25 protein-coding genes and 1 riboswitch are annotated in these 26,482 nt (G+C 59.6%); of the genes, 11 read left to right on the top strand and 14 right to left on the bottom strand.

The features are described from left to right. The first annotated feature begins 17 nt into the window (after nucleotides 1-17). The 5 genes from E6W33_RS01415 to E6W33_RS27760 are packed head-to-tail and all read left to right on the top strand — an operon-like array spanning nucleotide 18 to nucleotide 6,533. Nucleotides 18-791: a type II secretion system protein N gene (locus E6W33_RS01415; protein WP_136413493.1), complete on the top strand. Its 774-nt coding sequence runs from the start codon at nucleotides 18-20 to the stop codon at nucleotides 789-791. Continuing rightward, complete coding sequence (gene gspD, locus E6W33_RS01410) at nucleotides 788-3,001, top strand: type II secretion system secretin GspD (RefSeq protein ID WP_136413491.1); 2,214 nt, start codon at nucleotides 788-790, stop codon at nucleotides 2,999-3,001. The genes E6W33_RS01415 and gspD overlap by 4 nt, the downstream gene beginning before the upstream one ends. Further along, nucleotides 2,998-4,437 carry a type II secretion system ATPase GspE gene (gene gspE / locus E6W33_RS01405; RefSeq protein WP_168798477.1) on the top strand — a complete coding sequence of 480 codons (1,440 nt, stop codon included), beginning with the start codon at nucleotides 2,998-3,000 and terminating at the stop codon, nucleotides 4,435-4,437. The genes gspD and gspE overlap by 4 nt, the downstream gene beginning before the upstream one ends. Before the next feature lie 3 nt (nucleotides 4,438-4,440). Further along, nucleotides 4,441-5,661: a type II secretion system inner membrane protein GspF gene (gspF, locus tag E6W33_RS01400; RefSeq protein WP_136413489.1), complete on the top strand. Its 1,221-nt coding sequence runs from the start codon at nucleotides 4,441-4,443 to the stop codon at nucleotides 5,659-5,661. 23 nt (nucleotides 5,662-5,684) lie between these two features. Beyond that, complete coding sequence (locus tag E6W33_RS27760; RefSeq protein ID WP_136413487.1) at nucleotides 5,685-6,533, top strand: type II secretion system protein N; 849 nt, start codon at nucleotides 5,685-5,687, stop codon at nucleotides 6,531-6,533. Between the two features lie 27 nt (nucleotides 6,534-6,560). On the opposite strand, the gene E6W33_RS01390 is transcribed toward E6W33_RS27760, so the two are convergent. The 5 genes from E6W33_RS01390 to dksA form a co-directional block, all read right to left on the bottom strand. Next, complete coding sequence (locus E6W33_RS01390) at nucleotides 6,561-6,758, bottom strand: hypothetical protein (RefSeq protein ID WP_136413485.1); 198 nt, start codon at nucleotides 6,756-6,758, stop codon at nucleotides 6,561-6,563. 45 nt (nucleotides 6,759-6,803) lie between these two features. Beyond that, complete coding sequence (gene hslU, locus E6W33_RS01385; protein WP_136413483.1) at nucleotides 6,804-8,147, bottom strand: ATP-dependent protease ATPase subunit HslU; 1,344 nt, start codon at nucleotides 8,145-8,147, stop codon at nucleotides 6,804-6,806. Nucleotides 8,148-8,174: 27 nt separating this feature from the next. After that, nucleotides 8,175-8,711, bottom strand: coding sequence for an ATP-dependent protease subunit HslV (hslV, locus tag E6W33_RS01380; RefSeq protein WP_136413480.1), 537 nt, complete (start codon nucleotides 8,709-8,711; stop codon nucleotides 8,175-8,177). A 193-nt stretch (nucleotides 8,712-8,904) separates the two neighbouring features. After that, a complete protein-coding gene (locus E6W33_RS01375; RefSeq protein WP_136413478.1) occupies nucleotides 8,905-10,347 on the bottom strand; it encodes a hypothetical protein in 1,443 nt (480 codons plus the stop codon). Between the two features lie 431 nt (nucleotides 10,348-10,778). Continuing rightward, nucleotides 10,779-11,276 carry an RNA polymerase-binding protein DksA gene (gene dksA / locus E6W33_RS01370; protein ID WP_136413476.1) on the bottom strand — a complete coding sequence of 166 codons (498 nt, stop codon included), beginning with the start codon at nucleotides 11,274-11,276 and terminating at the stop codon, nucleotides 10,779-10,781. Between the two features lie 49 nt (nucleotides 11,277-11,325). On the opposite strand from dksA, the gene E6W33_RS01365 reads away from it, so the two are divergent. Next, nucleotides 11,326-11,889, top strand: coding sequence for a hypothetical protein (locus E6W33_RS01365; protein ID WP_136413474.1), 564 nt, complete (start codon nucleotides 11,326-11,328; stop codon nucleotides 11,887-11,889). Between the two features lie 19 nt (nucleotides 11,890-11,908). Here E6W33_RS01365 and E6W33_RS01360 read toward each other — a convergent pair whose 3' ends face one another. The 6 genes from E6W33_RS01360 to E6W33_RS01335 all read right to left on the bottom strand — a co-directional run bounded on the left by E6W33_RS01360 (nucleotide 11,909) and on the right by E6W33_RS01335 (nucleotide 17,667). Then, nucleotides 11,909-12,949 carry a GTP-binding protein gene (locus E6W33_RS01360; RefSeq protein WP_136413471.1) on the bottom strand — a complete coding sequence of 347 codons (1,041 nt, stop codon included), beginning with the start codon at nucleotides 12,947-12,949 and terminating at the stop codon, nucleotides 11,909-11,911. A gap of 16 nt (nucleotides 12,950-12,965) precedes the next feature. Then, on the bottom strand, nucleotides 12,966-13,481 hold the full coding sequence (locus tag E6W33_RS01355) for a Fur family transcriptional regulator (RefSeq protein ID WP_136413469.1): 516 nt from the start codon (nucleotides 13,479-13,481) through the stop codon (nucleotides 12,966-12,968). 92 nt (nucleotides 13,482-13,573) lie between these two features. Further along, nucleotides 13,574-14,776: a class I SAM-dependent rRNA methyltransferase gene (locus tag E6W33_RS01350; RefSeq protein ID WP_136413467.1), complete on the bottom strand. Its 1,203-nt coding sequence runs from the start codon at nucleotides 14,774-14,776 to the stop codon at nucleotides 13,574-13,576. A gap of 89 nt (nucleotides 14,777-14,865) precedes the next feature. Then, nucleotides 14,866-15,828: a tyrosine recombinase XerC gene (gene xerC / locus E6W33_RS01345; protein ID WP_136413465.1), complete on the bottom strand. Its 963-nt coding sequence runs from the start codon at nucleotides 15,826-15,828 to the stop codon at nucleotides 14,866-14,868. A 17-nt stretch (nucleotides 15,829-15,845) separates the two neighbouring features. Then, nucleotides 15,846-16,514 carry a DUF484 family protein gene (locus E6W33_RS01340; protein ID WP_136413463.1) on the bottom strand — a complete coding sequence of 223 codons (669 nt, stop codon included), beginning with the start codon at nucleotides 16,512-16,514 and terminating at the stop codon, nucleotides 15,846-15,848. Nucleotides 16,515-16,662: 148 nt separating this feature from the next. Further along, entirely contained in the window at nucleotides 16,663-17,667 is a 1,005-nt protein-coding gene (locus E6W33_RS01335; RefSeq protein ID WP_136413461.1) for a porin, read from the bottom strand. Between the two features lie 333 nt (nucleotides 17,668-18,000). Here E6W33_RS01335 and E6W33_RS01330 point away from each other — a divergent pair, with 333 nt between their 5' ends. Further along, nucleotides 18,001-19,512: an SEL1-like repeat protein gene (locus E6W33_RS01330; RefSeq protein WP_136413459.1), complete on the top strand. Its 1,512-nt coding sequence runs from the start codon at nucleotides 18,001-18,003 to the stop codon at nucleotides 19,510-19,512. A gap of 41 nt (nucleotides 19,513-19,553) precedes the next feature. Here E6W33_RS01330 and dapF read toward each other — a convergent pair whose 3' ends face one another. From dapF to E6W33_RS01315, 3 genes are read right to left on the bottom strand one after another with little or no spacing between them, the layout of a single operon-like run. Continuing rightward, nucleotides 19,554-20,405, bottom strand: a complete 852-nt coding sequence (gene dapF, locus E6W33_RS01325) for a diaminopimelate epimerase (protein WP_136413457.1) — start codon at nucleotides 20,403-20,405, stop codon at nucleotides 19,554-19,556. 16 nt (nucleotides 20,406-20,421) lie between these two features. Beyond that, nucleotides 20,422-21,288 (bottom strand): lipid A biosynthesis acyltransferase, encoded by an 867-nt coding sequence (locus E6W33_RS01320; RefSeq protein ID WP_136413455.1) that lies wholly within the window; start codon nucleotides 21,286-21,288, stop codon nucleotides 20,422-20,424. Continuing rightward, nucleotides 21,285-22,139: a lysophospholipid acyltransferase family protein gene (locus tag E6W33_RS01315; protein ID WP_136413453.1), complete on the bottom strand. Its 855-nt coding sequence runs from the start codon at nucleotides 22,137-22,139 to the stop codon at nucleotides 21,285-21,287. The genes E6W33_RS01320 and E6W33_RS01315 overlap by 4 nt, the downstream gene beginning before the upstream one ends. A gap of 197 nt (nucleotides 22,140-22,336) precedes the next feature. On the opposite strand from E6W33_RS01315, the gene metK reads away from it, so the two are divergent. From metK to E6W33_RS01295, 4 genes are all read left to right on the top strand, one after another. Then, entirely contained in the window at nucleotides 22,337-23,506 is a 1,170-nt protein-coding gene (gene metK, locus E6W33_RS01310) for a methionine adenosyltransferase (protein WP_136413451.1), read from the top strand. A gap of 42 nt (nucleotides 23,507-23,548) precedes the next feature. Beyond that, a complete protein-coding gene (locus E6W33_RS01305) occupies nucleotides 23,549-24,475 on the top strand; it encodes a M14 family zinc carboxypeptidase (RefSeq protein ID WP_136413449.1) in 927 nt (308 codons plus the stop codon). Nucleotides 24,476-24,489: 14 nt separating this feature from the next. Further along, nucleotides 24,490-24,566, top strand: a riboswitch (S-adenosyl-L-homocysteine riboswitch). Between the two features lie 33 nt (nucleotides 24,567-24,599). After that, nucleotides 24,600-26,018, top strand: coding sequence for an adenosylhomocysteinase (gene ahcY, locus E6W33_RS01300; protein WP_136413446.1), 1,419 nt, complete (start codon nucleotides 24,600-24,602; stop codon nucleotides 26,016-26,018). Between the two features lie 125 nt (nucleotides 26,019-26,143). Continuing rightward, nucleotides 26,144-26,482 carry a phage holin family protein gene (locus E6W33_RS01295; protein ID WP_136413444.1) on the top strand — a complete coding sequence of 113 codons (339 nt, stop codon included), beginning with the start codon at nucleotides 26,144-26,146 and terminating at the stop codon, nucleotides 26,480-26,482.

Genomic DNA, 26,482 nt, shown 5'->3' with positions numbered 1-26,482 from the left:
GACCGGATGGAGATGCCGTGCGCCGCCTCGTGATATGGTTGCTGGCGGGTGCCGCGACCATCCTGTTGACCGTGATCGTGTTTTGCCCGGCGGCATGGATGGCGGCGATTCTCGAGGGGCAGACCGGCGGGCGCTTGACGCTCGGTGATGCACAGGGCACCCTATGGCGGGGCTCCGCCTTCATCGGCGGTGCGCCGAGCGGTGCTGATCCGGTGACGCCGCTGTTGCCCGGGCGCTTCGCATGGCGCTTGTCGCCGCTGGTGCTGCTGGGACAGGTCGATCTGCACCTGGAGAATCCGGCGGCACTGTCGCAAGCGGTCGCCATCGCCGGAAGCTGGTATCAATGGCAGGTGAGTCCGGCAAGTGTTTCCTTGCCTGCGGAACGATTGGCGGGATTGGGTGCGCCGCTGAACACGATTCGGCCCTCGGGCCAGATGCGATTGTCATGGACTCCCTTGCAGGTCGCGAGGCAGGGAGGCGGTCTGGAAGTGATAGGGACGATGACCTTGCGGATGAGCGACATTGCTTCGCGTCTGTCACCGATCAAACCGCTTGGGGATTACCAATTGATAATGGATTGGCGCGGCCGGCAGGCACAACTTGCGTTGAAGACACTGCAAGGGCCGATGTTGTTGAGCGGCAATGGGACGTTGTCGAACGGACGTCTGCAGTTTTCAGGAAAGGCAGAAGCGGAAGCAGGACAGGAAGAAAGGTTGGCAAATCTTTTGAATTTGCTGGGACAACGCCGAAGAGAAGGCGACAAGGATGTTATCGCGCTAGAGTTCAAATGAAAAAAAATCAATCAGCAGAAACATTACAAAGGCCGGCGGGTTGGCGCAAAGTGGGAGCAACCGCCTTGTTGTTGTGCGCAATGACGACGAGCTTCCCGCCCGTTTATGCACAAGATCCCTCGTCCAATCAGGCGACCCTGAATTTTGTGGGCGCTGATATCGAGTCGGTCATCAAGGCGATCGGCCACTATACCCGGACCACTTTCGTCATCGATCCGCGCGTCAAGGGCACCATCAACCTGGTATCCGAAAAACCGGTCACCAAGCCGCAGGCCATGGAGTTGCTCGCCTCCGCCTTGCGCCTGCAGGGCTTTGCCATGGTGAAGATCGACGGCTATACCAAGGTCGTGCCGGAAGCCGATGCGAAACTGCAGGCCGGTCCGACCCGGCCGACCGACGTACGGGGCGACCAGATTGCCACGCAGATCTTCCGCCTCAACTACGAGTCGGCAAACAACCTGGTACAGGTGCTGCGCCCGCTGATTTCGCCGAACAACACGATCAACGTCAATCCCGGCAACAACAGCATCGTCATTACCGATTATGCGGACAACCTGAAGCGTCTTGGCAGGATCATTGCCGCACTCGACACGCCGGCCGTCGGTGACCTGGATGTCGTGCCGGTGCGCTATGCCATCGCCACCGACCTCGCGACGACCGTCAACCGGCTGGTGGAGCAGAGCGCCGGCCCGGTTCCGGGCGGCGCTGCAGGCACCATGTCGGTGCTGGCCGATTCGCGCACCAATTCCCTGATTGTGCGCGCGCCATCGGTGGCGCGTTCCAATCTTGCAAAATCGCTGATCGCCAAGCTGGATCAGCCGACCGCGCAGCCGGGCAATGTGCACGTGGTGTATCTCAGGAATGCCGACGCCGTCCGGCTGGCGCAAACGCTGCGTGCAGTTGTTGCTTCCGACAGCAGCACGCAACAGGCGGGTACCAGCGCACAGCAGCCGCAGCAACAGGCGCAACAGCCCGGATTTGCGATGGGGCAGCAGGGCCAGCAGGGGCAGCTCGGACAAGGCTCTTTGTCGCCTTCGTCGCCGACCCCGACCGCCTTGCCGACCGGCGGGCCGGCCGGCTTCATTCAGGCTGACCCGGCGACCAATGCGCTGATCATTACCGCCAACGAGTCGGTGTATCGCAATCTGCGTGCCGTCATCGATCAGCTCGACGCACGCCGTGCGCAAGTCTATGTCGAATCGCTGATTGTCGAGGTTACGGCAGATAAGGCTGCCGAGTTCGGCATCCAGTGGGCCGGCTTGACCGGCGACGCGACCAGCGACTATCGGCTTGGCATCGCCAGCGGATTCGGGCAGGGCGGGAACAATCTCATCGCTCAGGCAGTCTCAAAGGCAACCACCGGCAATCCGATTGCGCCCAGCAACGGCATCAATGTGGGTATCTTCAAGCAGGTGAACGGTTCGCTCACGCTGGGGGCATTGGCCCGCGCACTGGAATCGGAAGGCAACGCCAACATCTTGTCCATGCCGAACCTGATTACGCTCGACAATGAAGAAGCGCGGATCATCGTTGGCCAGAACGTGCCATTCATTACCGGCACCTTCACCACGGCGGCTTCCGGTGCGCAGAATCCGTTCCAGACCATCGAGCGCCGCGATGTGGGTTTGTCCTTGCGCGTGCGTCCGCAGGTTTCCGAAGGTGGTACGGTCAAGATGGCGATTTATCAGGAAACATCGAATATTCAGACCACCAGCAAGGCATCGGACATCGTTACCAACAAGCGTTCGATCGAAACCAACGTCCTGGTCGATGATGGCGAAATCATCGTGCTCGGCGGCCTGATCGAGGACAAGGCATCGGACAACGAGGAAAAGGTGCCGGGGCTGGGCGATATCCCCGTGGTCGGCAACCTGTTCAAGTACCGCACCCGCAGCGGGAACAAAACCAACCTGATGGTGTTCCTGCGGCCGACCGTCATCCGAACCAGCGAACAGAGCAATAATGTTGCAAGCGATCGTTATGACTTCATCCGCAATATCCAGATGAATACGCAACAGGCGCCGTCAGCGGTGCTGCCCAACGTCAACGTGCCGGTGCTGCCGCCCATGCAGAATGGCCGCCCGGTTGGCGGTTCCCTGCTGAACCTGCCGCCGCGACCGGAGCGCGAGGCCCAGCCGGCTGCGCCAGCGACCGCGCCCGTGCCGGCGGCCCCACCACCAACAGATCAGAACCCAAGCAGACAGCAATGAGCAATACCATGACCGACGCCCGCCTTTTACCTTACGCATTCGCCCGCGACCACGCGCTGCTTGCGCGCCGCAGCGAAACGGCCGGCAATGCCGTCGAGGTGTGGGTGTCGGAAGCAACCGTTCCTTCCGCCATCGCGGAAGTCAGCCGCCGCTTCGGCCGCGTCAAGCTCAAATCCTTGCCGCGTGAAGACCTGGAAGCAGCCATTGCGAAAGCCTATGCCAATTCCGGAAGCGATGCGGCGCAGGTGGTCGACGAAGTGGAATCGGATCTCGACCTGACCAAGCTGATGCTGGACATGCCGGCCATCGAAGACCTGCTGGAATCGGCCGACGATGCACCGGTGATCCGGATGATCAACGCGCTGCTCACGCAGGCCTTGCGCGAAGAAGCATCGGATATCCACATCGAGCCCTTTGAGCAGGTTTCCGTCGTGCGTTTCCGTGTTGATGGCGCGCTGCGTGACATCGTGCGGCCGAAGAAGGCGATACACGCATCGCTGATTTCGCGCATCAAGATCATGGCGCAACTCGACATCGCGGAAAAACGCCTGCCGCAGGACGGCCGCATCACATTGCGCATCGGCGGCAAGCCGGTGGATGTGCGCGTATCGACCTTGCCCACCGGCCATGGTGAGCGCGCGGTGCTGCGTCTGCTCGACAAGGAAGGCGGCCGGCTCGACCTGGGACATCTCGGCATGAGCGCCGATGTGCAGAAGCAATTCGACGAACTGATCAGCCAGCCGCACGGCATCGTGCTGGTCACGGGCCCGACCGGTTCCGGCAAGACCACGACCTTGTATGCGGCCCTGTCGCGGCTGAACACGCCGACCACCAATATCCTGACGGTCGAAGATCCGATCGAATACGAATTGCCGGGCGTCGGCCAGACCCAGGTCAATGCGCGCATCGACATGACCTTTGCCAAGGCATTGCGCGCGATCCTGCGCCAGGACCCGGACATCATCATGATCGGCGAGATCCGCGATCTTGAAACGGCGCAGATCGCCGTGCAGGCATCGCTCACCGGTCACCTCGTGCTGGCGACCTTGCACACGAACGATTCGGCTGCAGCGGTCACCCGTCTACTCGACATGGGCATCGAACCGTTCCTGCTCTCATCCTCGTTGCTCGGCGTCGTCGCGCAGCGTCTGGTGCGCAAGCTGTGCCCGGTATGCCGTCGGCATGACGGGCAGGAGTGGCACGCAGTCGGCTGCGACAAGTGCGGGCACACGGGTTACCAGGGCCGTGTCGGCGTGTATGAATTGCTGCTGACGACCGATCAGATCCGCGCGCAGATCCACGACCAGACATCGGAAGCGGAAATTCGTGCCACGGCCCAGAGAAACGGCATGCGCACCATGCGTGAGGACGGCGAGCGCTGGCTTGCCGACGGCACCACCACGCAGGCGGAATTGCTGCGCGTAACGAAAGAGTAAACGATGCCGGCATTCCGCTACGAAGCCGTTGATGCCGCAGGGGCCACCAAAAAGGGCGTGGTCAATGCCGACAGTGCGCGCTCGGCGCGTTCGGACCTGCGCTCGCAAGGCTTGGTGCCCATCGTGGTCGATGCCATCGCCACCCAGGTCGACGAACTGGGACAGACCAGGATCCGGGCTTTCGGCGACCGCTTGTCGACTACCGAGCTTGCACTCTTTACGCGCCAGCTCGCCAGCCTGCTCGAGGCAAGCCTGCCGCTGGAACAAGCCTTCACCGCCTTGCTGGAACAAGCCGAGCGGCCCTACGTGCGCGACCTGGTGGCATCGATCCGTTCCGAAGTGATGGGCGGCGCATCCTTGTCCGATGCCTTGTCGCGACATCCGCGCGACTTTGCCGATATCTATCGCGCGCTGGTCGCATCCGGCGAACAGATCGGTCAGTTGTCGCATGTGCTGTCGCGTCTGGCCGACTACATCGAGCGTCGCAATTCGCTGGTGCAAAAAGTGCGGCTTGCATTCACCTATCCGGCAATCGTGACGGTCGTGGCATTTTCCATCGTGATATTCCTGCTCGCCTATGTGGTGCCGCAGATCGTGTCGGTCTTTGCGAATACCAAGCAGAAGCTGCCGATCCTGACCGTCATCATGCTGGCGATTTCCGATTTCGTGCGCAGTTACGGCTGGATCGTCCTGCTGGCCTTTGTTGGCGGTCTGTTCGCATGGCGCACGGCATTGAAGAATCCGGACGTCAAGTACCGCTGGCATCGCTGGCTGTTGAATGCACCGCTGTACGGCAAGTTCGAACGCAGCCTGAATACCGCGCGTTTCGCTAGTACGCTGGCCATCACGACCGGCTCCGGCGTGCCCATACTCCGAGCGCTGCAAACCAGCCGCGATACACTCTCCAACGTCGCGATGCGAGAACAGGTGGAAGAAGCGACCAACAGCGTGCGCGAAGGCGTGAGCCTGGCGCGCGCACTATCGGCGCACAAGCATTTCCCGCCGATGCTGATTCACATGATTCGTGCCGGCGAGGTTACCGGCGAATTGCCTCAGATGCTTGAGCGGGCATCAAACGCGCAGGAACAGGACCTGGAACGGCGCGCGATGACGATCGCGGGCCTGCTGGAACCGGCACTGATCCTGGTAATGGGCGTGGTGGTCTTGCTGATTGTGTTGGCGGTGTTGATGCCGATTATCGAAATCAACCAACTGGTGCGATAACAAAACAAATAAAAAGGAATGTGATGAAGCGCTTGCCGCTTGCTGCGAGTTTCTTGATGTTCATTGCCCTGTGCGCCTCGGTCGCTTATTGGGCGATGCAGTTGTTCAAGCCGCCGGTGCGCCCTGTCGCGCCGCCAGTGCGTGTTGCCGCCGCGGATGTACACCCGGAGGCAGCCGCAGCATTGTTTGGCGGGCGCTCAGGGCCGGTTGCAGGTGCCAGCAACTATCAACTGAGAGGCGTGATCTTCTCCGGCAATCCGCATGACAGCATTGCGATCCTGAGTGCCGACGGCAAGCCGGCACAGCCAGTGCGGGTCGACGCCGAAGTCGTACCGGGCGTCAAGGTAAAAGAGGTGCACCGCGGGTATGTCTTGCTATCCGAGGGTGGGGCCACCAAACGGGTGGAGTTGCCTGAGAATGCGAAAGGGCAGGGCGGTATTGCGATGACGCCATCGGGGAGTTCGGCATCGCCGGCTCCGGCCCAGAGTCCGGCGGTTTCCGGTCGGCCCGGGCAAATGACGCCGCCGGCGGCGACGACCGCTCCACCGACCATGGTCGTGAGTCCGCCTCCCTCGGCGGCCCAAACACAGACGCAGCCGACTGCGAACGGATCGGGAAGCTCGGCCGCTACCATGCCTGCACCAACTGCTGGACTACCTTCTCCGGTCGTCACACCGACACCCGTGCCGGCGGTGCCGGCGCCAATGACACCGATTCCGGCGACACCTCAAGTCGTCACGCCCGCACCGGCTCCCGCGCCAAGCCCGCAAAACGCTGCGCCTGCCGCGCCTGCGACGCAGCCCTACGCACCCTTCACGAACCAGGTTCCGCCGGGTACGGCCGGACCGAACACGCCTTTGCAGAGCCGCTGATTGCTGCAGACTAGCGCAAGTCCTGCGCTAGTCGTCGGACTCGCCGATCACTTTCTTCAACAGGCGTTGCTGCAATTGCCGACCGGCGGACGCGGATTTCCGATGGGATCCGGCGACGCGTTGTTTTGCCGCCAGCGCAATCGGATTGCGCGGCTTCAGCGCCCGTTGCGACGGTTCGACCCGGATGATCATCTTCTGCCGTTTCGAGAGTGCCTTGTTAGCCATGATGAAATGATGCGAGGCGGGCGACCAGGCCCGCCTTGACTGCGCTTACAACACGTAGCGCGACAAGTCTTCGTTGTCGGACAGCGCGCCGAGTTTGTCGTCCACATACGCGGCGTCGATCGAGATGGTCTTGCCGGAGGATTCACTGGCCGTAAACGACACTTCTTCCAGCAGTTTCTCCATCACGGTGTACAGTCGCCGCGCGCCGATGTTTTCGGTTTTTTCATTCACCGAAAACGCGATTTCCGCCATGCGCTGGATGCCGTCCTGGGTGAATTCGATCTTCACGCCTTCGGTATCGAGCAGTGCTTCATACTGCCGCGTGAGGCAGGCGTCGGTGCTGGTCAGGATGCGCTCGAAGTCCGCAATCGACAAGGATTCCAGTTCGACGCGGATCGGAAAACGTCCCTGCAACTCCGGAATCAGATCGGAAGGCTTGGCGAGATGAAACGCACCTGAGGCGATGAACAGGATGTGGTCGGTCTTGATCATGCCGTACTTGGTGTTGACTGTCGTTCCTTCCACCAGCGGCAGCAGGTCGCGCTGAACGCCCGCACGCGACACGTCGGCACCGCCGACCTCGGAGCGGCTCGCGATCTTGTCGATCTCGTCGAGGAACACGATGCCGTTCTGCTCGACGTTCGCAATCGCTTTCTGCTTGAGTTCATCGTCGTTGATCAGCTTGGCGGCTTCTTCCTCGATCAAGAGCTTCATCGCCTCCTTGATCTTTACCTTGCGCTTCTTCTTGCGTGATGCGCCGAGCCCGGAAAACATCGACTTGATCTGCTCCGTCATTTCTTCCATGCCGGGCGGCGCCATGATTTCCATGTGCGGACCGGTATCGGCCACTTCGATTTCGATCTCGCGGTCGTCGAGTGCACCTTCGCGCAAGCGCTTGCGGAAAGTCTGGCGCGTCGTGTTGCCGGCCTGTTCGCCTTCGTTCGCGTTGGGCGATGCGCTGAAACCGAAATCACGTGCCGGTGGCAGCAGGACGTCGAGGATGCGATCTTCCGCAGCATCTTCCGCGAGCGTGCGCACCTTGCGCATTTCCGACTCGCGTGTTTGCTTGATGCCGATGTCGATCAGGTCGCGGATGATGGTGTCGACATCCCGACCGACGTAACCGACCTCGGTAAATTTGGTGGCTTCGATCTTGATGAAGGGAGCGTCGGCCAGTTTCGCCAAGCGACGTGCGATCTCGGTTTTGCCCACGCCGGTCGGGCCGATCATCAGGATATTCTTGGGCGTGATTTCGTGACGCAGAGGTTCCGTCACTTGCTGGCGGCGCCAACGGTTGCGCAAGGCAATCGCCACCGCGCGCTTGGCACGCGACTGGCCGACCACGTGCTTGTCCAGTTCGGAAACTATCTCTTGGGGAGTCATGTTCATGATGAAGTGTGGACGCGTCGCTGCGCGTCAGTCGAGGGTTTCGATGGTATGCGACAGATTGGTGTAGATGCACAGTTCGCCGGCAATCGTAAGGGCTTTCTTCACGATCTCGACCGGCGACAGTTCCGTGTTGTCCTGCAGGGCTTTGGCTGCGGATTGTGCGTAGGCGCCGCCGGAGCCGATCGCGCCGATACCGCTTTCCGGTTCCAGCACATCGCCATTGCCGGTAATGATGAGTGTCGATTCACGGTCTGCCACCAGCAGCATCGCTTCCAGGCGGCGCAGGATGCGGTCGGTGCGCCAATCCTTGGCCAGCTCCACGGAGGCTCGCATCAGATTGCCCTGGTGCTTCTCGAGCTTGCCTTCAAAGCGCTCGATCAGCGTGAACGCATCGGCAGTGCCACCGGCAAATCCCGCCAATACCTTGCCCTGATACAGCTTGCGCACCTTCCGCGCAGTGCCTTTCATGACGATATTGCCGAGCGTCACCTGGCCATCGCCGCCCAGGGCGACAATATTGCCGCGACGCACGGACAGGATGGTCGTGCCGTGAAATTGTTCCATGCTTGCCTCTGAAGTGAATGTTGATGTGCAATCTCACTGCAAATAAGGGCTGTGTGCTGGATTACAAGTAGTGTAGCTGACGGATCACCATGTGCCGGCCCACATGGGCAGATGCGCGTCGGGAGGGGCAATGGTGGTCGCTTCCCGCAGACAGCTTCAGCCGGCGCCGAAGCCCCAGGTCGTGAATGGGATGTCAGTTCTTGCGCGGAACGATGCGTACCACGTCTTTGAGGCCGATCATGGCGAACAATTCCGCAACGAGGTGATTGACGTGATGGAATTCGATGAGCTTGCCATTGCCGCAAAAGGGTGCGAGCCCGGTCAGCATACGACCGGCGGCGTTGAAATCGATGCGCGTCAGCTGCGAGCAGTCGACGATTGCCGGACTGTGTTCGTCCGAATAGGCAGCGATCGCCAGGATAAGATTATCGATTTTTCCCTCGATCAGCGCCGGCATCATGAAGGCTTCCTGGGTCTGCGCGCTGGCTGGCGCTTCGGCTGCAGCAGTGGTTACCTTGTTTTTCGGTGCGACGAAGGCCGGGGGAGAGACTTCGAAGGTGACACAGTAATCGATACTGGCCTCCTCGAATTCGCTCTCGCGGTTCAGCAGGCGCAGAATTTCCAGCAGCAACAGCCAGGAATCTTCGCTGTCGTCGCGCCGTCCCACTTCCAGGATTGCGCGGATCTTTGCAGCCAGTTCCGGTGCGCCAACCAGAATCAGTTCATGTCCTGATTTCTGCAGTTTTTTCAGCTCCCCCAGCAACAGTCGACATCCAGCCGGAGCAACTTCGGAGATGCGCATGAACTCAAGGCGCAGCACACGATGGCTTTCGGCCAGCTTTTGCATGCGCTCAATCAACTTTGCGCTGTTGTCGTCGAGTTTGCCGGAAAAAGTCACCATCGGGACTGCACTTGACGCCGCGTTGTTGCGAACCCCTTGCTGACAGATGCCTGTCCATGCCGGCGGCGAGGTTTCGAACTTGTTCGCATACGCGATCGATAGTTGTTCGAATTCCTGCTGCTTTCCGAGAGTCTGGTACAGGTCGAACAGCATCCACCATGCGGTACGCGTCATGCTGCCGAGATTGTCTGCTTCGGTCGCAGCGCGCAGCATCTGCTCCACCATTTCATTCTGACCGTTTGCGTAGAGGACAGCGGCTTCTTCGAGCAGCGCGGTGGCTTCGGAAGCCGGCGAGGCGACATTGCTGACGGCAGTCTCTCCGCCCAACAGGAATTCGGTGGTGGTGCCGAAATCATCCTGCGCCTGCCCGGCCGCTGGTGACGGTGGCGAGGACTCCTTTTTTTTCGATTCGGCTTGCGGTGTTTGTTGCGGCGTTGCTACAGCGCGGGGCTTCGGAGGCGGAGGTGCGATCGTCTGGGGGCCGGGAATTGTCTTGCCGATTTGCGTCGTCGTTACATTCACGAATTCCGACGACATCTCCGATTCGATGGCGTCGATCTTCTGCGCGGTCGCGAGAGCTGCCTGCGCATCGCGCTTGGCCGATTGCGGGCGTGCGCCGGCCTTGCTGCTGTCAGTGCGAGGCGAGTTTGTCTGGCGTTTTGCGCGAGAGGCGTCCTTGTCCGCAGGCTTGACCTGCTGACCGCTCTTCTTGCCAAAAAGCGAAAAAATCCCCACGTTTTCCCTGAGCTGATTATTGTTTGACTCCCCTGCAATACCTTGTGCAGAAGAATTTCATAGTAAAGGTAACACAAATCTCGCGCGGACTTGTCATTACAGCGGTTGAGTGATTGTTTGTCAAACGCCGCGTATTTCACCGCCTGCGGAGAAGAAGGGCAGCCTCGGCGTCGCATGCCGCTCGACGATGTCAATTCGTCCAGATTGGGCGGCATTCAAGTATTCGCAATGGCATTGCGAATATGCGTTTTCGTAAAAAGCAGAGGACTCAAGCGCGAGATTCAGCGACAGCGGGATTGCCAGCACGCCTTGTCATGGCACGCACGATGGCCATGCACGCCAGAAGAGGCCTGAAAACAAACAAGCGTACGCTGCAGTGCATCGTACGCTTGTTGTAAAAATGTCGAACCCCTTGCGGGGTTCTACGGTGATCAATCGCCGTACAGCTTTTGCTTGAGTTCGCGGCGCTGTTGCGCTTCCAGCGACAAGGTTGCGGTCGGCCGTGCCAGCAGGCGCGGGATGCCGATCGGTTCGCCGGTCTCTTCGCACCAGCCGTATTCGCCTGCATCGATGCTGGCAATGGACTGTTGTACTTTCTTCAGCAGTTTGCGTTCGCGATCGCGTGTACGCAGTTCAAGCGCATGCTCCTCTTCGATGGTTGCACGGTCGGCGGGATCAGGCACCAGCACGGTTTCGCGCAAGTGCTCGGTCGTTTCACCGGCGTTCTTCAGCAGTTCCCGCTCCAGGGCCTGCAGGCGCGCCTTGAAGAAGGCCAACTGTGCCTCGTTCATATAGTCCTTGTCGCTCATCTTGAGGATTTCCTCTTCGGTCAACAAGGTGCCGTCAGCCGGCGCGGCGGGGGTCGATTTCGTTGTTTTGGTAGCCACTTCGCGTACTTTCGAAACTACGGGTTTTTCCATTTTATCCATGAATCCGGGGCTTTCATTGTTACCGCTCATAGAAGCACCGGATGCCTCCTTGGAACTCCGAGTCGAAGCCGGGATGTGTGATGCAGGCTTCGATTCAGTTGCTCCATTGGCCGTTTTCGGGGTGACGCTGTTGACAGCTGCGCGCGTTTCCGCAGGCATCGTCTCTTTCGCCGCTGTCCCCGTGACGGCGGTTTTTGCCGCTGGTTTGGCGGCGGATTTTACACTGTTTTTTACCGTGGCTTTGCTTGGTTTGGCAATTGGCTTTGTCGCAGCAGTGGAAGTCTTCGGGCTTGGCTTGGGTGTGGTCGCGGCGGTCGTCGCTTGCTTGCGCGCAGCCGTTTTCAGCAAGGGCTTCTTGGCAGACGCGGTATCCGTCTTGCTCTTCGATGTGGCAGTTTTCGCTGCTTCTTTGACGCTCTTGGCCGCTGTGCCCTTTGTGGCGGATCTTGTAACGGTTGCGCTCATGTTTTCCTCTGAAAAAGAACCGCTCGACCTGTTCGCCTCCTGCCTGAAAAACGTCACACCCGCTGTTTCAGTGAGATTCGAATCGTATCGGGCGCCGCTTGCGACATTTTTCCACGCATATTGCCAAACGACCACCTCCGCTGCTTGAACCTACATCAAACGTTAGTTTATACCAAACACTGTTCCAGACCGCGAATAAAAGTTTCTGCCGGAAGATTTTTCCCGATGAACACCATTTTGCTGCCGCGCGCTTCGTTTTCGGGCCATTTTGCGCCAATATCGGTGCCCATCATCTGATGGACGCCCTGGAACACGACCTTGCGATCCGCGCCATCCATCCACAATACGCCCTTGTAGCGCAGCATTCGCGGGCCGAAGACCTGCACCAGATTGCCGAGAAATTCGTCGAGCTTTGCGGTATCGAATGGTCGATCGCTTTTGAAGACAAAGGCGGCGATTTCGTCCGAATGATGCGAATGATGATGATCATGATGCCCATGGTCGTGATCGCAATGCTCGCCGCACGCATGATGTTCGTGATCGTGCTCGTCTTCAGCGAGAAAGTCCGGATCGATTTCCAGCTTGTCGTTCAGGTTGAAGCCGCGCAGGTCAAAGACGTCGCCGATCGGGACCTGGCCGAAATCGACCTTGCCGACCGGTGCGCGCGGATTGATGCGCTTCAGGCGCGAGATCAGCATATCGACTTCATCGCTGCTGACCAGGTCGGTCTTGGACAGCAGCAGCTTGTCCGCGAATCCGACCTGTCTTTGCGCCTCTTCGTGTTCATCCAGTTGCTGCATCGCGTGCTTGGCGTCGACCACGGTAATCACGGCATCGAGCATGTAGTGCGAGGCAACTTCATCATCCATGAAAAAGGTTTGCGCAACCGGACCAGGATTAGCCAGTCCGGTAGTTTCGATCACGAGATGGTCGAAACTCAGTTCGCCGGCATCGCGCTTTTGCGCCAGCGCGCCAAGCGCGAGAATGAGGTCGCCGCGCACCGTGCAGCAGACGCAGCCGTTGCTCATCTCGACGATCTGTTCATTGCTTTCCTGGACCAGGATTTCGTTGTCGATATTCTCCTGGCCGAATTCGTTCTCGATCACCGCGATCCTGTGGCCGTGCGGCTCGCGCAGGACGCGGTTGAGCAATGTTGTTTTGCCGGCGCCGAGAAAGCCGGTAAGTATGGTTGCAGGTACCAGATTCATGTGCTGTCCGTCGATTTCAATGCGCGCAATCGGCGCACCATCCCTTGATTGTGAATTCAATATCGTGGCTCTGAAAGCCTTTTCCAAGGCTTTCGTGCAGCGCATCCCGCAGCAATCCCGCTTCGCCTATGCTGTCCAAACAGAATACCTTGGCGCAGCGCGTGCATTTGAAGTGCCCGTGCTGATGATGCGGTACATGGGCATCTTGCCGGACGCTGCGGTGTTCGGCACCGGCGCTGTAGCGGAATACGCGATCGTCGCCCGCAATCTTGTGCGCCAGCCCGGCGTCGGTCAGGCAATCGAGCGCGCGGTAGAGCGTCACGCGGTCCATGTCCGCCAGCGCGTCCTGCACGTCCTGATGTGTGAAGGCGCGCTGCGCATCCAGCAGCGCCGTCAGCACTCTCACCCGCGCAGAAGTCACGCGCACCGACGCGCTTCGCAACTGGGCTTCGGCGAGCGCCGTCGCATTCGTCACATCGGTCTTTCGGGTCGCCCGCGGGGGGAGTGAGGCTGACTTGGCTTTGCTGCTCATTGATTTGTTGCAATGAAAAACAAGAGCCCGAGATTATGACTTAGTTTCTCAATCCGTCCACAAAAATTGACGTTGATGCAATTCAAATGCGCTCATGGTTTGTGCAACATCAAGCCCTTTAAGTATTCCCCCTCGGGGAAACTGGTGGTCATCGGATGATCGACCCCAGCGGAGAGGCGCTTGAGGATGTGTGCGTCGACCTTGGCGTCGTTGGCGGCGCCGGCCACGATTTTCTGGAACAGATCGGCGCTGATCGCGCCCGAGCAGGAGTAGGTAAACAGAAATCCGCCCTCGCGCAGCAACTGGAAGCCAAGCAGGTTGATGTCCTTGTAGGCGCGCGCGGCGCGATCGACGTGATCGGGCGAGGAGGCGAATTTCGGCGGATCGAGCACGATCAGGTCGAAGGATTTTCCCTGTTCGCGCAGCGAGCGCAGCGTCTTGAACACGTCGGCATCCCACCATTCCGCTTTGGCGGTGTCGAAACCGTTAAGAGCCATGTTGCGCTGTCCCACGGCAAGCGCTTCGCCGGAGGAGTCGATCGAAATCACGCTCTTTGCGCCGCCTTTCAGCGCCGCCAGCGAGAAGCCGCCGGTGTAGCAGAAGCAGTTCAACACATCGCGTCCGGCGGCATGTTCCATTACCAGCTTGCGGTTGTCGCGCTGGTCGATGTAAAAGCCGGTCTTGTGACCAGTCTTGATATCGACCACGTAGCGCACGCCGTTTTCGGTCACCAGCGTTTCCGCGCCCGGTTCGCTTCCTGCCAGCGTGCCTGTCACGAGCGGCAAGCCTTCGCGCTCGCGCACCGACGCGTCGGAGCGCTCGTAGACATTGGGGCAACCGGTTTCGGCGATCAATGCTTGCACGATCGCTACTTTCCAGGCTTCGACGCCAGCCGACTGGAACTGGCAAACCAGCCAGCCCGGCTTGCCGCCGTACCAGTCAACCACGAGTCCGGGAAAGCCGTCCGCTTCACCGAAGATCACGCGTATCGCGTCCGTGTCGCGCACGTTCGCCATGCGATAGGCCAGGGCCTTTTTTATGCGGCGCTTGATCAGCGCATGATCGATCGGCTCGCTTTCGTTGAAGCTCCAGACGCGCGCGCGGATCTGCGATTTCGGGCTGAAGGCTGCACGTGCCAGGAATTGGCCGGAGGAAGATTGCACGAGTGCTGTAGTGCCTGGCTTGTTCTTTTCTTCCGGCTTGCCTTCGACGCGGTCGATCGCAGTCGGAAAGATCCAGGGGTGGCGGCGCAGCAGGCTTTTTTCCTTGCCGGGCTTGAGGGTAATGGTAAGCATGAGGTCAATCCAGGATAGGGGGTGTCCACGGAAAACAAGGAATTTCCACACGGTCATTTCTCCGCGTTTTCCGTGTCTTCCGCGGAGCATTAGATTTTGTCTTTTTTTCGTGCTCGCGGATGGGCGGCATCATACACCTGCGCGAGACGCTGGAAGTCGAGCGAGGTGTAGACCTGCGTGGCGGCAATCGATGCGTGGCCCAGCATCTCCTGCACCGCGCGAAGGTCGCCGGATGATTGCAGCACATGCGAGGCGAAGGAGTGGCGCAGCACATGCGGATGCACATTGGCTGGAATACCGAGTGATTGCGCATGCGCTTTCAGCCGCAGCTGGATGACGCGCGGCGACATGCGTGTGCCACGTTCGGTCAGGAAAAGCGGATGCGGATCGATCTTGACGAGAGTGTCGCGTGCTGCGAGCCAGGCGGTGATTGCCTGCAGCGCCGGTTGGCCGACCGGCACCTTGCGCTGCTTGTTGCCCTTGCCGGTAACGCTCACCTCACGCTCGTCAAAATCGATCCAGCCGGCCGATTCGTGGTTGCCTTCCTTGACGAAGCGCAGGTCCAGTGCCGCCAGCTCCGACACGCGCAGGCCGCTCGAGTACAGCAGCTCGAACATCGCACGGTTGCAAAGCTGGCTGGGGGAATTGGCGTCGCGTCCAGGGCTGGCTTCGGCCACGATCCGCACTGCATCATCGGCTGAGAGTGCTTTCGGAAGGGGTTTGCTACGCTTGGGCGCTTTGATGCCTTCGACCGGGTTGGCTGCCAAGGTGTCGTGTTCCGCCAGCCACTCATAGAATCCGCGCCAGGCGGAGAGCTTGCGCGCGATCGATCGCGCGTTCAAGCCTTTCGCATGAAGCTGCGCGGCGAATTTGCGAATATGAAAATGCGAGATCGCCGAAAGTGCCGGATTGCCGGGGAGCGTGTCGGTCAGCGCGACCAGTTCCACCAGGTCGCGCCGGTAATTGCTGATGGTGTGCGGTGACAGCTTGCGCTGCTTTTCGAGGCTATCGAGATAGCTTGCGATGCGGGCGTGATTTGTGGAGGCGCTCACGCTGAAGGAATCGATCTTTAATCAAGCAGGCAATTCATTGCCGCGCTCGCGGTTTCGCCGATCTTCGACAGATAGTCGGTGGCCATGTCGGAAGTGAAACGCTGCGGGTCGGGCGAGCCGAGCACCAGCAGACCGAACGCTTCCGTTCCGGTGTCGTTACGTAAGGGGAGCATTGCGATCGACTGAATGGATTCAGCATCGTCAATCCATGATGCCGCTTCGAAATCCTGATTCGGGCCGCAGTAGGGCGTGGTCAGTCCGTTGCAGAAAATTTTTGCGTCCTCGGATACTTCGGCGGCAAACCAGGTATGGGAATATTCTTCGGCCACACCCCAGATGCGCAGGGTCGCGTGCGGCACCGAAAAGATTGTATGCAAACCATTGATCAAGGTATGGGGCATGTCCACATCATTGCGTGCCATCAGCAGCGAACGCGTCCACAACAGGAACTTTTGCGTGATTGCGTCATTTTCCTGTGCAATGCGCAGCAATTCCGACAGGCGCAGTTCCAGCGATTTGATTTTGTCTCGCAGAACTTCCATCTGCCGCTCTTGCAGTGAAACCGTGCGCCCGGCCACCGGACTGGTCAGCTTCACCCTTGCCAGCAGTTCGCTGTGCTCTTCAAAAAAATGCGGATTGTCCGAAAGATAGTCGGCGATGGCGGCGGAATCCAGATGTTGGCTCATGGGTGTCGATTAGTGATGACGGGCAAGATCACCGGTGATTTTAACCGACAACGCCGGGCATGCGGCACCTATGTTCGCGGCAAGCAAATAAAACAGGGCCGCCTGAGCGACCCTGTTTCACGATGCCTGTTGCAAGTGCAGCATGTACTCAGAACAAATGGCGGACGCCGACATTGAACGCCTTGTCTCCGGTACCGGCCTCGGTTGCATTGCCAACGGTAAAGGCTGCGCCGTTCTTGTTGGTGATGCGGGCGTAGGAAGTGTAGAAGTTGGTACGCTTGGAAACCGCGTGCGTATAGCCGAGCGCCCATTGATGCGCGTCGGCGTTCAGGGCGGATCGGTCATCGCGGCGGACATAGGATGCGAGAACTTTCCCGGGGCCGACTGGTGCACTTACGCCCACCATGTAATCGCGATTGTCGACGGTACCAAAACCCTGGTCCCGCTGAAACGCGATATGGGCAGCCGCGACGCCAAAGTCCCATTTGCCGCCGATCATCGAATTACGTGCATCGTCGGTGCCCGTGGCATTCTCTGTCCGATGGTGAACCAGCTTGACGACGGCCGGTCCGTTGACATAGCCCACGGCCGCGCCCCATTGGCGGTTGGCCCTGTTGTTGCCTGCAACTTCACCGAGTCCATAGGCGAGTTCGCCCGCGAATCCGCTCCATTCCGGCGTGGTGTACTTGATCGTGTTGTTCATGCGAACGCCGGTTGGCCCGGTTCCGCCGGGAATCAGGTTTTCAATATTGCCTGCCAAGCCGGTGCCGAAGGGATCGACCTGGTCCAGTGCGGTGTGCAAAGGCGTGTACTGACGGCCGAACAGCAGATTCCCCCAATTGCCGCCCAGACCGACATAGGCTTGGCGACCGAACAGGGTCCCGCCCTGACCTGAGGTGCCGGTATCGACATTGAATCCCGCTTCCAGCAGGAACTTCGCAGACAAGCCGCCGCCCAGATCTTCATTGCCCTTGAATCCGAGCCGCGAACCGTTCTGCACGCCGCTGGTCAATTTCGTCACAGTTCCCGCCGGGCCGCCGCGCTCATTCACAATACCGGCGTCGACAAGGCCGTAGATGGTCGTGGACGTCTGAGCGGAAGCGGCGCTGGCAAGTGCGCCAAGCACAGCAAGTGCGATGAGTGACTTTTTCATTTTGCTCTGTCCTTATTAATAAAAAGTTTGCTGAATATCCGCATTAGCCGGATATGCCAACGGTAAGCGCTGGCACGCGCAAATTGCCCGTACTGGTGGGATGTTCGATGGCTGTTTGACCAAAAAACGAAAAGTCGGCTTCGGATGTGGTTTTTTTGTCACATTTTTCTGTGGAAAACCGGCGATATTTATTTAATTTCCAGTAATTCACATTAATTGTCGTCAATCACTTTGATTTTTGGTTTTATCGTCAAGGTTTGACCTCGCTCAGTCGCAGCTACATCTATCTGCGGAATACTGAAGCCAATCGAGTTTCCAATTTGGCAACAATACATGGCAAATCGCGAGGAGTTATTGATGATTCGCGCCGCACGCGCGGGTCAAGCGTCGGCGCAATTGAATCTGGGAAGGCGGTACCTCTTCGGCGGCACAGGCTTGCCGAAGAGTCTTGCGACGGCCTTGTATTGGCTGGATCGTGCTGCGCAGCAAGACGAGCGGGATGCATGGCTTTTGATCGGACGCCATGTGCCTTATGAAACAGTCCGCCAGGCAACGCATCCATCCAAGCTATACGTCTGGTATGAACGAGCCTTTGATGCCGGTGTGGCGCAAGCCGGGCTGGTGCTGGCAAAACTTGTGCTCGGGCAAGTCGACGGTGCGGTCAGCGAGGCGATGCGGGAAAAGGCTTTGCGTGCCTTGCACGCGGCCGCCCAGGCTGGAATTGCCGAAGCGCAATGGCTGCTCGCGCAGTCGATCGGCCATGTGGAAACGCCGGCGCTTGATCGCCATGCGGACGACGAACATCGTGCCGCGGATGACAAGGCGATGCTGGAATGGGCCGTGCGCGCAGCCAACAGCGGCGTGGTGGACGCTCAGTATGCCTTGGCTGAACACGCCTGGGCGAGCGGCCAGCGCGACGAATTCCTGCGCTGGGCGCACCCGTTGGCGCGTGCCACGGTGGAGCGAATTGCGGCGCCAGGCGACGCATCGAAGGTCGATGTCAGTCTGGTGGGGCGCTGTGCAAGGGCATTGTGCGAAGCAGGTGAATTCGGAACCGACGTACCGCGCTTGCTTGAATTTGCCGCTCAGGCAGGAGAAGGTGCCGCGCAGCTCTCGTTGGGATTATGGCTGGCGCGCATGGATACGGGCGGCAAGCGTGTCGATGCGATTCCCGGACCCGCGAACTACAAGAAAGCCATCCGCTGGCTGCTCGCGGCAGCGGAGCAAGGAGAGGCCGATGCCTGGTTTGCGCTGTCGCGCATTTATCTGAAAGCGGAATGCTCGCAGCGCAATCTGACGGACGCGCGGCGATATCTTGAGCGAGCAGCGCAAGCAGGGCACGGGCTTGCGCAATTAGAGCTGGGGACACAGTTATGGCGTCACCGGCGCGAAGACGAATCGAATGATGTGCGTGCACTGCGCTGGATGCAGCAGGCGCAGGCAAAGGGCGTCGCCGAAGCGGCGCAACTGATTGGCAAGATCGCGGCGCCGCCGGAGCCTGCTCCGTGGGCGCAGGACATCCTGCCGCGCCTGACGCGAGAAATCACCGACCTCTATCCCCAGCTGGCAGCGCGCATCGAACTGGCCGCCTTGTTCGGTTTGTCGAGGACGGAGGCGTTACTGATCGACCTGAAAGTGGCGGACCAGGGGCAGTGCCTGGTCATCGACGTTCGTGCGCATCATCCGCACAGCAAGCGCAGGTTGATCCTGGTGCGCAGCGCAGTCGAACGCCAGGCACTCGACCGACTGATCGGCGTGTTCGAGCACGTCAACTGCGGTCCTGACGGACCAGAGGGAAATTACCGGCAGCGCTTGTACCGATTGAAGATGCTGGAACGCAGTTAAATCGATTTCACGAGCGGCATGCCGTCACGGATTCCGCTGTTTCAGATCTCGATCTCGCCTTCGAATACACTCACAGCCGGCCCGGTCAGCCTGACCGGCGCGCCTTCACCCTCCCAGGAGATGGAGAGATCGCCGCCGCGGGTCGATACCTTCACCGGCGTATCAAGCAAACCTCGGCGAATGCCTGCAACGACGGCCGCGCATGCGCCGGTTCCGCAGGCCAGTGTCTCTCCTGCGCCACGCTCGAAGACGCGCAATTTGATCTGGTGACGATCAACGATTTGCATGAAGCCCGCATTGACCCGCTTCGGAAAGCGCGGATGGAGTTCAATCGCCGGACCGTCGAGCTCGACTGCAGCAGTGTCCGCAACGTCGACCACTTGTACGGCATGGGGATTGCCCATCGAAACAACCGAAATCCAGGTCGTTTTGCCGTTAATGTCCAGCGGCCATAGCGTGTCGCTGCCTTCCACATTCCCCTGCAAACCCTTGGCGTCGAAGGGTACCCGTTCCGGCTCCAGGACTGGTGCGCCCATATCAACGGTGATGCGGCCATCGGCTTCGAGCGTCGGCTCGATGACGCCGGCCATGGTCTCAACCTTGATCGCGCGCTTGTTCGTCAGGCCTTTGTCGGTGACGAACTTGACGAAGGCGCGGGCCCCGTTGCCGCATTGTTCGACCTCCCCGCCGTCCGCGTTGTAGATGCGATAGCGGAAATCGACGCCGGTCGCCTGCGGTTTTTCTACTACCAGCATCTGGTCTGCACCGACGCCAAAGCGGCGGTCGGCCAGCCGCTTCCATTGCGCTGGCGTGAAGTCGATGTGCTGGTTGATTGCGTCGATGACGACGAAATCATTTCCCGCACCATGCATCTTGGTGAATTTGAGTTTCATTCTGAGATTATAGTGCTTAACCGTACACGCTCGTTTCGCCCGCCGGCCTGGTCTTGAACCGTTTGTGCGCCCAGAAATACTCTGCCGGCGCTTCCAGCGCGCGCTCTTCGATGAAGGCATTCATGCGCCGCGTGGCGGCGGTGATGTCGCCACCGGGGAAGTCTTCCCACGGCGGATAGAAGCGGATTTTCCATCCCTGGTAATTGGGAAGAAAGGTGGCGATGACTGGGATCACCTTGGCGCCAGTAGCGGCGGCAATGCGCGCGGGAGCCGTCAGGGTCGCTGCCTGTATGCCGAAAAAGGGAACGAATTCCGCGTCCTTGGCGCCGAAATCCATATCCGGCAACATGAAAAACGGCAGGCGTTCGCGCATGGCGCGGATGATAGGCTTGACGCCTTCGCCGCGAGAAAACAATCTGACGGGATGAAAGCGCGACCTCCCTTTGCGCAGCGCGTCATCAAACGCCTTGTTCTTTTGCCGCGTGTAGATCGAGCACGCGGATGTTTCCAGTGCCACGGCAACGCCGGCGACATCCAGGCAAACGAAATGCGGACAAAGCAGGATGGTCGGACCGGATTGAATGACATCCATCGGCACGCCCGGTTCCACCTGGATGAGGCGCTTCAGCCGCGCTTCCGGCGCCCACCACAGGACGGCGCGTTCAAGCACGCTGCGCGCATAGGCCTGGAAGTGCTTTTTCGCGATGTCGCGCCGCTCGTCTTCGGAAAGATGAGGCAGACACAAACGCAGATTGGTGAGCGCGATCTTGCGGCGCGACCCCACGACCGCATACAGCAACGATCCGATTGCCTCACCCATTCGGCCGAGCAGCGGCAGGGGCAGCCAATGCAGCAGCCACATGATTCCCAGCAGTAGTTTCATAGATTTCCTGTTTTCCCGGGAGGAGCGGCGATGCCTTCCGGGACCTTGTAACGGTTATAGCTCCAGAAGTACTGGGCGGGGCAGCGCGCGATGAGCTTTTCCATCGCGATATTGATGGCGCGTGCCTGCTCTTCGGCACTGCCGCCCATCGGCTCGTCGAACGGGATGAAGCGTATCAGGAAGCCGGCGCCGTGCGGAAGACGTTCGGCATAGGTGAGGATGATGGGCGAACCGGACATCTGGTGCAATTTGGCCGGCAGCGTCATCGTATATGCAGGCTTGCCGAAAAATTCGGCCCAAACGCCTTCGCCGTTTTGCGGCACCTGGTCGGGGAGTATCCCGATCGGACCTCCTTGTCGAAGCACTTTCAGCAGCGTTCGCACGCCCGACAGGGTGGCCGGCGCCAGCCGCAAGTCGCCGCGAGCGCGGGCGCCTTCGATCAGCGGCTTCAAGGCTTGCTTGCGCGGCGGCCGATACATCACCGTCAACGGCGTCCTGGTCGCCACGTATTGCGCGGTGATTTCAAAACAACCGAGGTGGGGCGTGAGAAAAACGATCCCGCGCTTCGCATCGAGTGCCGTCTGGACGACATCCCAGTTGTCGACCTGAACTGTGTTCAGGATCCGATCCTGCTCTGCGCACCAGATAAAGGGAAGTTCCAGGATATTCTTGCCGGCTTCGCGTATTGCCGACGGCAAATGATTGCCGAAGCCCGCACGCGCCATATTGTCTTTCAGCCGGCGGCGATACGAAGGGGATGCCAGGTACACCAACCAGCCGAGCGCAGAGCCGATCGCATGCAATGCTGACAAGGGAAGGACTGACAGCAGGCGAAAAAGAGTGACGAGCATCAAAAAACGACGAGATATTTGGCGATTTTTTTACAGACGCGTAAAATAACACAACCGTGGCCCGTCTTTCGATGTCTCCACGATAATCCGCCGAGTTAACAGACAACTTGCGAGGCGGCCTATAAATATCGCTAAAGCGTCGCAGGCACATTGGCTGGCCGCGACATGGTCAACAATAATCCTAGAAGGAGCCTGCGATGGCAAACGAAAACGAATACCTCTTTACTTCGGAATCCGTCTCCGAAGGTCACCCGGACAAAGTCGCCGATCAGATTTCCGATTCGATCCTCGACGCCATCCTCACCCAAGACCCGAAAGCGCGCGTCGCGGCAGAAACCCTGTGCAATACCGGCCTGGTTGTCCTTGCCGGCGAAATTACCGCAGCGGCAAACGTCGATTACATTAGTGTTGCACGCGAAACGCTCAAGCGCATCGGCTACGATAACGCCGATTTCGGCATCGACTACAAGAGCTGCGCGGTGATGGTCTGCTATGACAAGCAGTCGCCCGATATCGCGCAGGGGGTGGACGAAGGCAGGGGCCTCGATCTGGATCAGGGCGCGGGCGACCAGGGCCTGATGTTCGGTTACGCCTGTGATGAAACGCCGGAACTGATGCCGGCCGCCATCTACTATTCGCACCGCATCGTCGAACGCCAGTCGCAACTGCGCAAGGACGGCCGCCTGCCCTGGCTGCGTCCGGATGCCAAGTCCCAGGTCACGCTGAAGTACGTCAACGGCGTGCCGGTTGCCATCGATACCGTTGTGCTGTCGACGCAACACAGCCCGGAGATGACGCACAAGGCGATCGAGGAAGCTGCAATCGAAGAAATCATCAAGCCGGTCGTGCCGCAGGAGTGGCTGAAAAACACCCGCTATCTGGTCAATCCGACCGGCCGTTTCGTCATTGGCGGTCCGCAGGGCGATTGCGGCTTGACCGGACGCAAGATCATCGTCGATACCTACGGTGGCGCGGCCCCGCACGGCGGCGGCGCATTCTCCGGCAAGGATCCGTCCAAGGTTGACCGCTCCGCCGCCTATGCCGGCCGCTATGTCGCCAAGAACATCGTTGCCGCAGGTCTTGCCAAGCGCTGCCAGATCCAGGTGTCGTATGCGATCGGCATCGCACGGCCGACATCGGTCATGGTTACCACCTTCGGCACCGGCAAGATCAGCGACGAGAAGCTGGCGGAACTGGTGCAAGAATTGTTCGACTTGCGCCCGAAGGGCATCGTCCAGATGCTGGATCTGTTGCGTCCGATCTACGCGAAGACGGCGGCTTATGGTCATTTCGGCCGCGAGGAGCCAGAATTCAGCTGGGAGCGCACCGACAAGGCTGCTGCACTGCGCGCCGCGGCGGGATTGTAGAAGCGCCAGACCTGCAGTGGCAAAATCGACAAGGTTTTATTGATGATCAAGTTTCTCCGTCACGCCACTGCAGTTCTCGTCACCGTCGTCTGTCTGCCGGCCCTTGCGAATCCCGCCAGCACGAGTAATGCCCCGCCGCAAAGCGATTGGTGCAAGCAGCTGACGCCGCGTCTGCCCGATGTGTCCGTCGCTACCTGCCAAGGCAGCGCGCTGGTGCCGACCGGTTCGGTGTCGCGCAAAGGTTTCCCTATCCTGATGCGGTCGATTCCTGCCGCCAGATCCGGCAAGCATGGTGTGCCGATGCGGGTGTTGCTGCTTGGCGGAATTCATGGCGATGAGCTGACCGCTGCGTCTATCGTGTTCCAGTGGATGCAATGGATGCAAACGCAACCGGCCCAGGAGTTTTACTGGCATATTGCGCCTGTCGTGAATCCCGACGGTTTGCTTGCGAAAAAACCGCAGCGCGTCAACGCCAATGGCGTCGACCTCAACCGCAATTTCCCGACGCCGGGATGGGAGAAGGATGCGCAGCGCTACTGGACCAGGGTGACGGGTAGCGACCCGCGCCGTTTTCCCGGCCAGTCACCACTGTCCGAACCGGAAACCCGCTGGCTGAATGATGAAATGGAACGTTTTCAGCCGGATGTGATTATTTCGGTGCATGCCCCGTTCGGTGTGCTGGATCTCGATGGCCCCGCCAAGGCACCGCGCCGTTTTGGTCGCCTGTATTTCAATCGCGTCGGCGTGTACCCGGGTTCGCTCGGCAATTATGGCGGCCTGCACAAGAACGTGCCGGTGATTACGATCGAATTGCCGAATGCGCTGGCCATGCCGGCGCAGGCGGAAGTGCGACGTATCTGGCTGGACATGCTGGACTGGATCGGACGCAGCGTTGCGCCGAAGTCGAAAAAAGCGGCCACATTATCGATCCAGCGCACTGCCGCAAACGCGGCACTGGCGGCGCATTAAGGTATAATTTTCTGCTCCAAGGAGCGTTGCAGCACGGTTTTCCCATGACCGTGTCAGGCTTGGATGATCTTCGCAACGGCGCTCACGTTACTTTTTTCTATTTTCTCAAGGAAAGGAGGGCGTGATGAGCGCCGTTATCTCTACCAGCACTTCCCAGGACTACTTTGTCGCCGATCTCGGCTTGGCCGATTGGGGCCGCAAAGAGATCAAGATTGCCGAAACCGAAATGCCCGGCCTGATGGCCATTCGCGAGGAATTTGCTGCCTCGCAACCGCTCAAAGGCGCACGCATCACCGGTTCGCTGCACATGACCATCCAGACCGCCGTACTGATCCAGACGCTGGAAGCACTGGGCGCGCAAGTGCGCTGGGCATCCTGCAACATCTACTCCACGCAAGACCATGCAGCGGCCGCCATTGCCGCCAATGGCACGCCGGTATTCGCATTCAAGGGTGAATCGCTTGATGAGTACTGGGATTTCACGCACCGCATTTTCGAATGGCAGGACGGCGGCTATTCCAACATGATTCTCGACGACGGCGGCGATGCGACCCTGTTGCTGCATCTCGGCGCGCGCGCCGAAAAGGACATCGGCGTGCTGGCCAATCCGGATTCCGACGAAGCCATCTGCCTGTTCAATTCCATCAAGAAGAAGCTGGCGACCGACAAGACCTGGTATTCCACACGTCTCGCGCAAATCAAGGGCGTGACCGAGGAAACCACCACCGGCGTGCATCGCCTCTATCAGATGCACAAGGAAGGCAAGCTGGCCTTCCCGGCAATCAACGTCAACGACTCGGTCACCAAGTCCAAGTTCGACAACCTGTACGGCTGCCGTGAATCGCTGGTCGACGGCATCAAGCGCGCGACCGACGTCATGATCGCCGGCAAGGTCGCCGTCATTGCCGGCTACGGTGATGTGGGCAAGGGTTCGGCGCAGGCGATGCGCGCCTTGTCCGCGCAAGTATGGGTTACCGAGATCGACCCGATCTGCGCGCTGCAGGCGGCGATGGAAGGCTATCGCGTCGTCACCATGGACTACGCCGCCGAGCATGGCGATATTTTCGTCACCTGCACCGGCAACTACCATGTGATCACGCATGCGCACATGAAGAAGATGAAAGACCAGGCCATCGTCTGCAATATCGGCCACTTCGACAACGAAATCGAAGTCGCCGCGCTGCGTCAGTACACCTGGGAAAACATCAAGCCGCAAGTCGACCACGTCATTTTCCCCGACGGCAAGCGCATCATCCTGCTGGCGGAAGGCCGTCTGGTCAACCTCGGTTGCGCGACCGGACATCCGTCCTACGTGATGAGCTCTTCCTTCGCCAACCAGACGATTGCACAGATCGAACTGTTCACCAATACCAAGTCCTATCCGGTCGGTGTCTACACCTTGCCCAAGCACCTGGACGAAAAGGTAGCTCGCCTGCAGCTGAAGAAACTGAATGCGCAGCTCACCGAGCTGACCGATGAGCAGGCGGCGTATATCGGCGTGAAGAAGGAAGGCCCGTACAAGGCCGATCATTACCGTTACTAAAACGACGGCTCCTCCGCGATGCGGAGGAGTTGCGCGTTGCGAAGCAAGGCTGGCAAGAGGTGGCCGCCGGGCGTGCGCGCCCTGCGGTCTGACATCACGTCCTGTGAACTGATCGGAGGCGGACCATGCGTTTACTCATTACCTGGTTGATCAATGCGGCTGCGCTATTTGCATTGCCGTATCTGATGCAGTCCATCCGCGTCGAAAATTTCAGCACTGCGCTGATTGCCGCGCTGGTGCTGGGGCTGGTCAACGTGCTGATCCGGCCGATCCTCGTGCTGCTGACCCTGCCGGTGACGGTGCTGACGCTGGGCCTGTTCATCTTCGTGATTAACGGTTTGCTGTTTCTCGCCGTCGCCAATTTCGTCAGCGGATTCCACGTCGCCGGGTTTTGGCCGGCGGTCGGCGGAGCCATCTTGTATAGCCTGATTTCGTGGGCGCTGTCATCACTCATACTTAAATAA

It is taken from the genome of Herbaspirillum sp. ST 5-3, assembly GCF_004804275.1.
Classification (GTDB): Bacteria; Pseudomonadota; Gammaproteobacteria; order Burkholderiales; family Burkholderiaceae_D; genus Noviherbaspirillum.
This window is presented reverse-complemented; position numbering and strand designations above follow the sequence as displayed.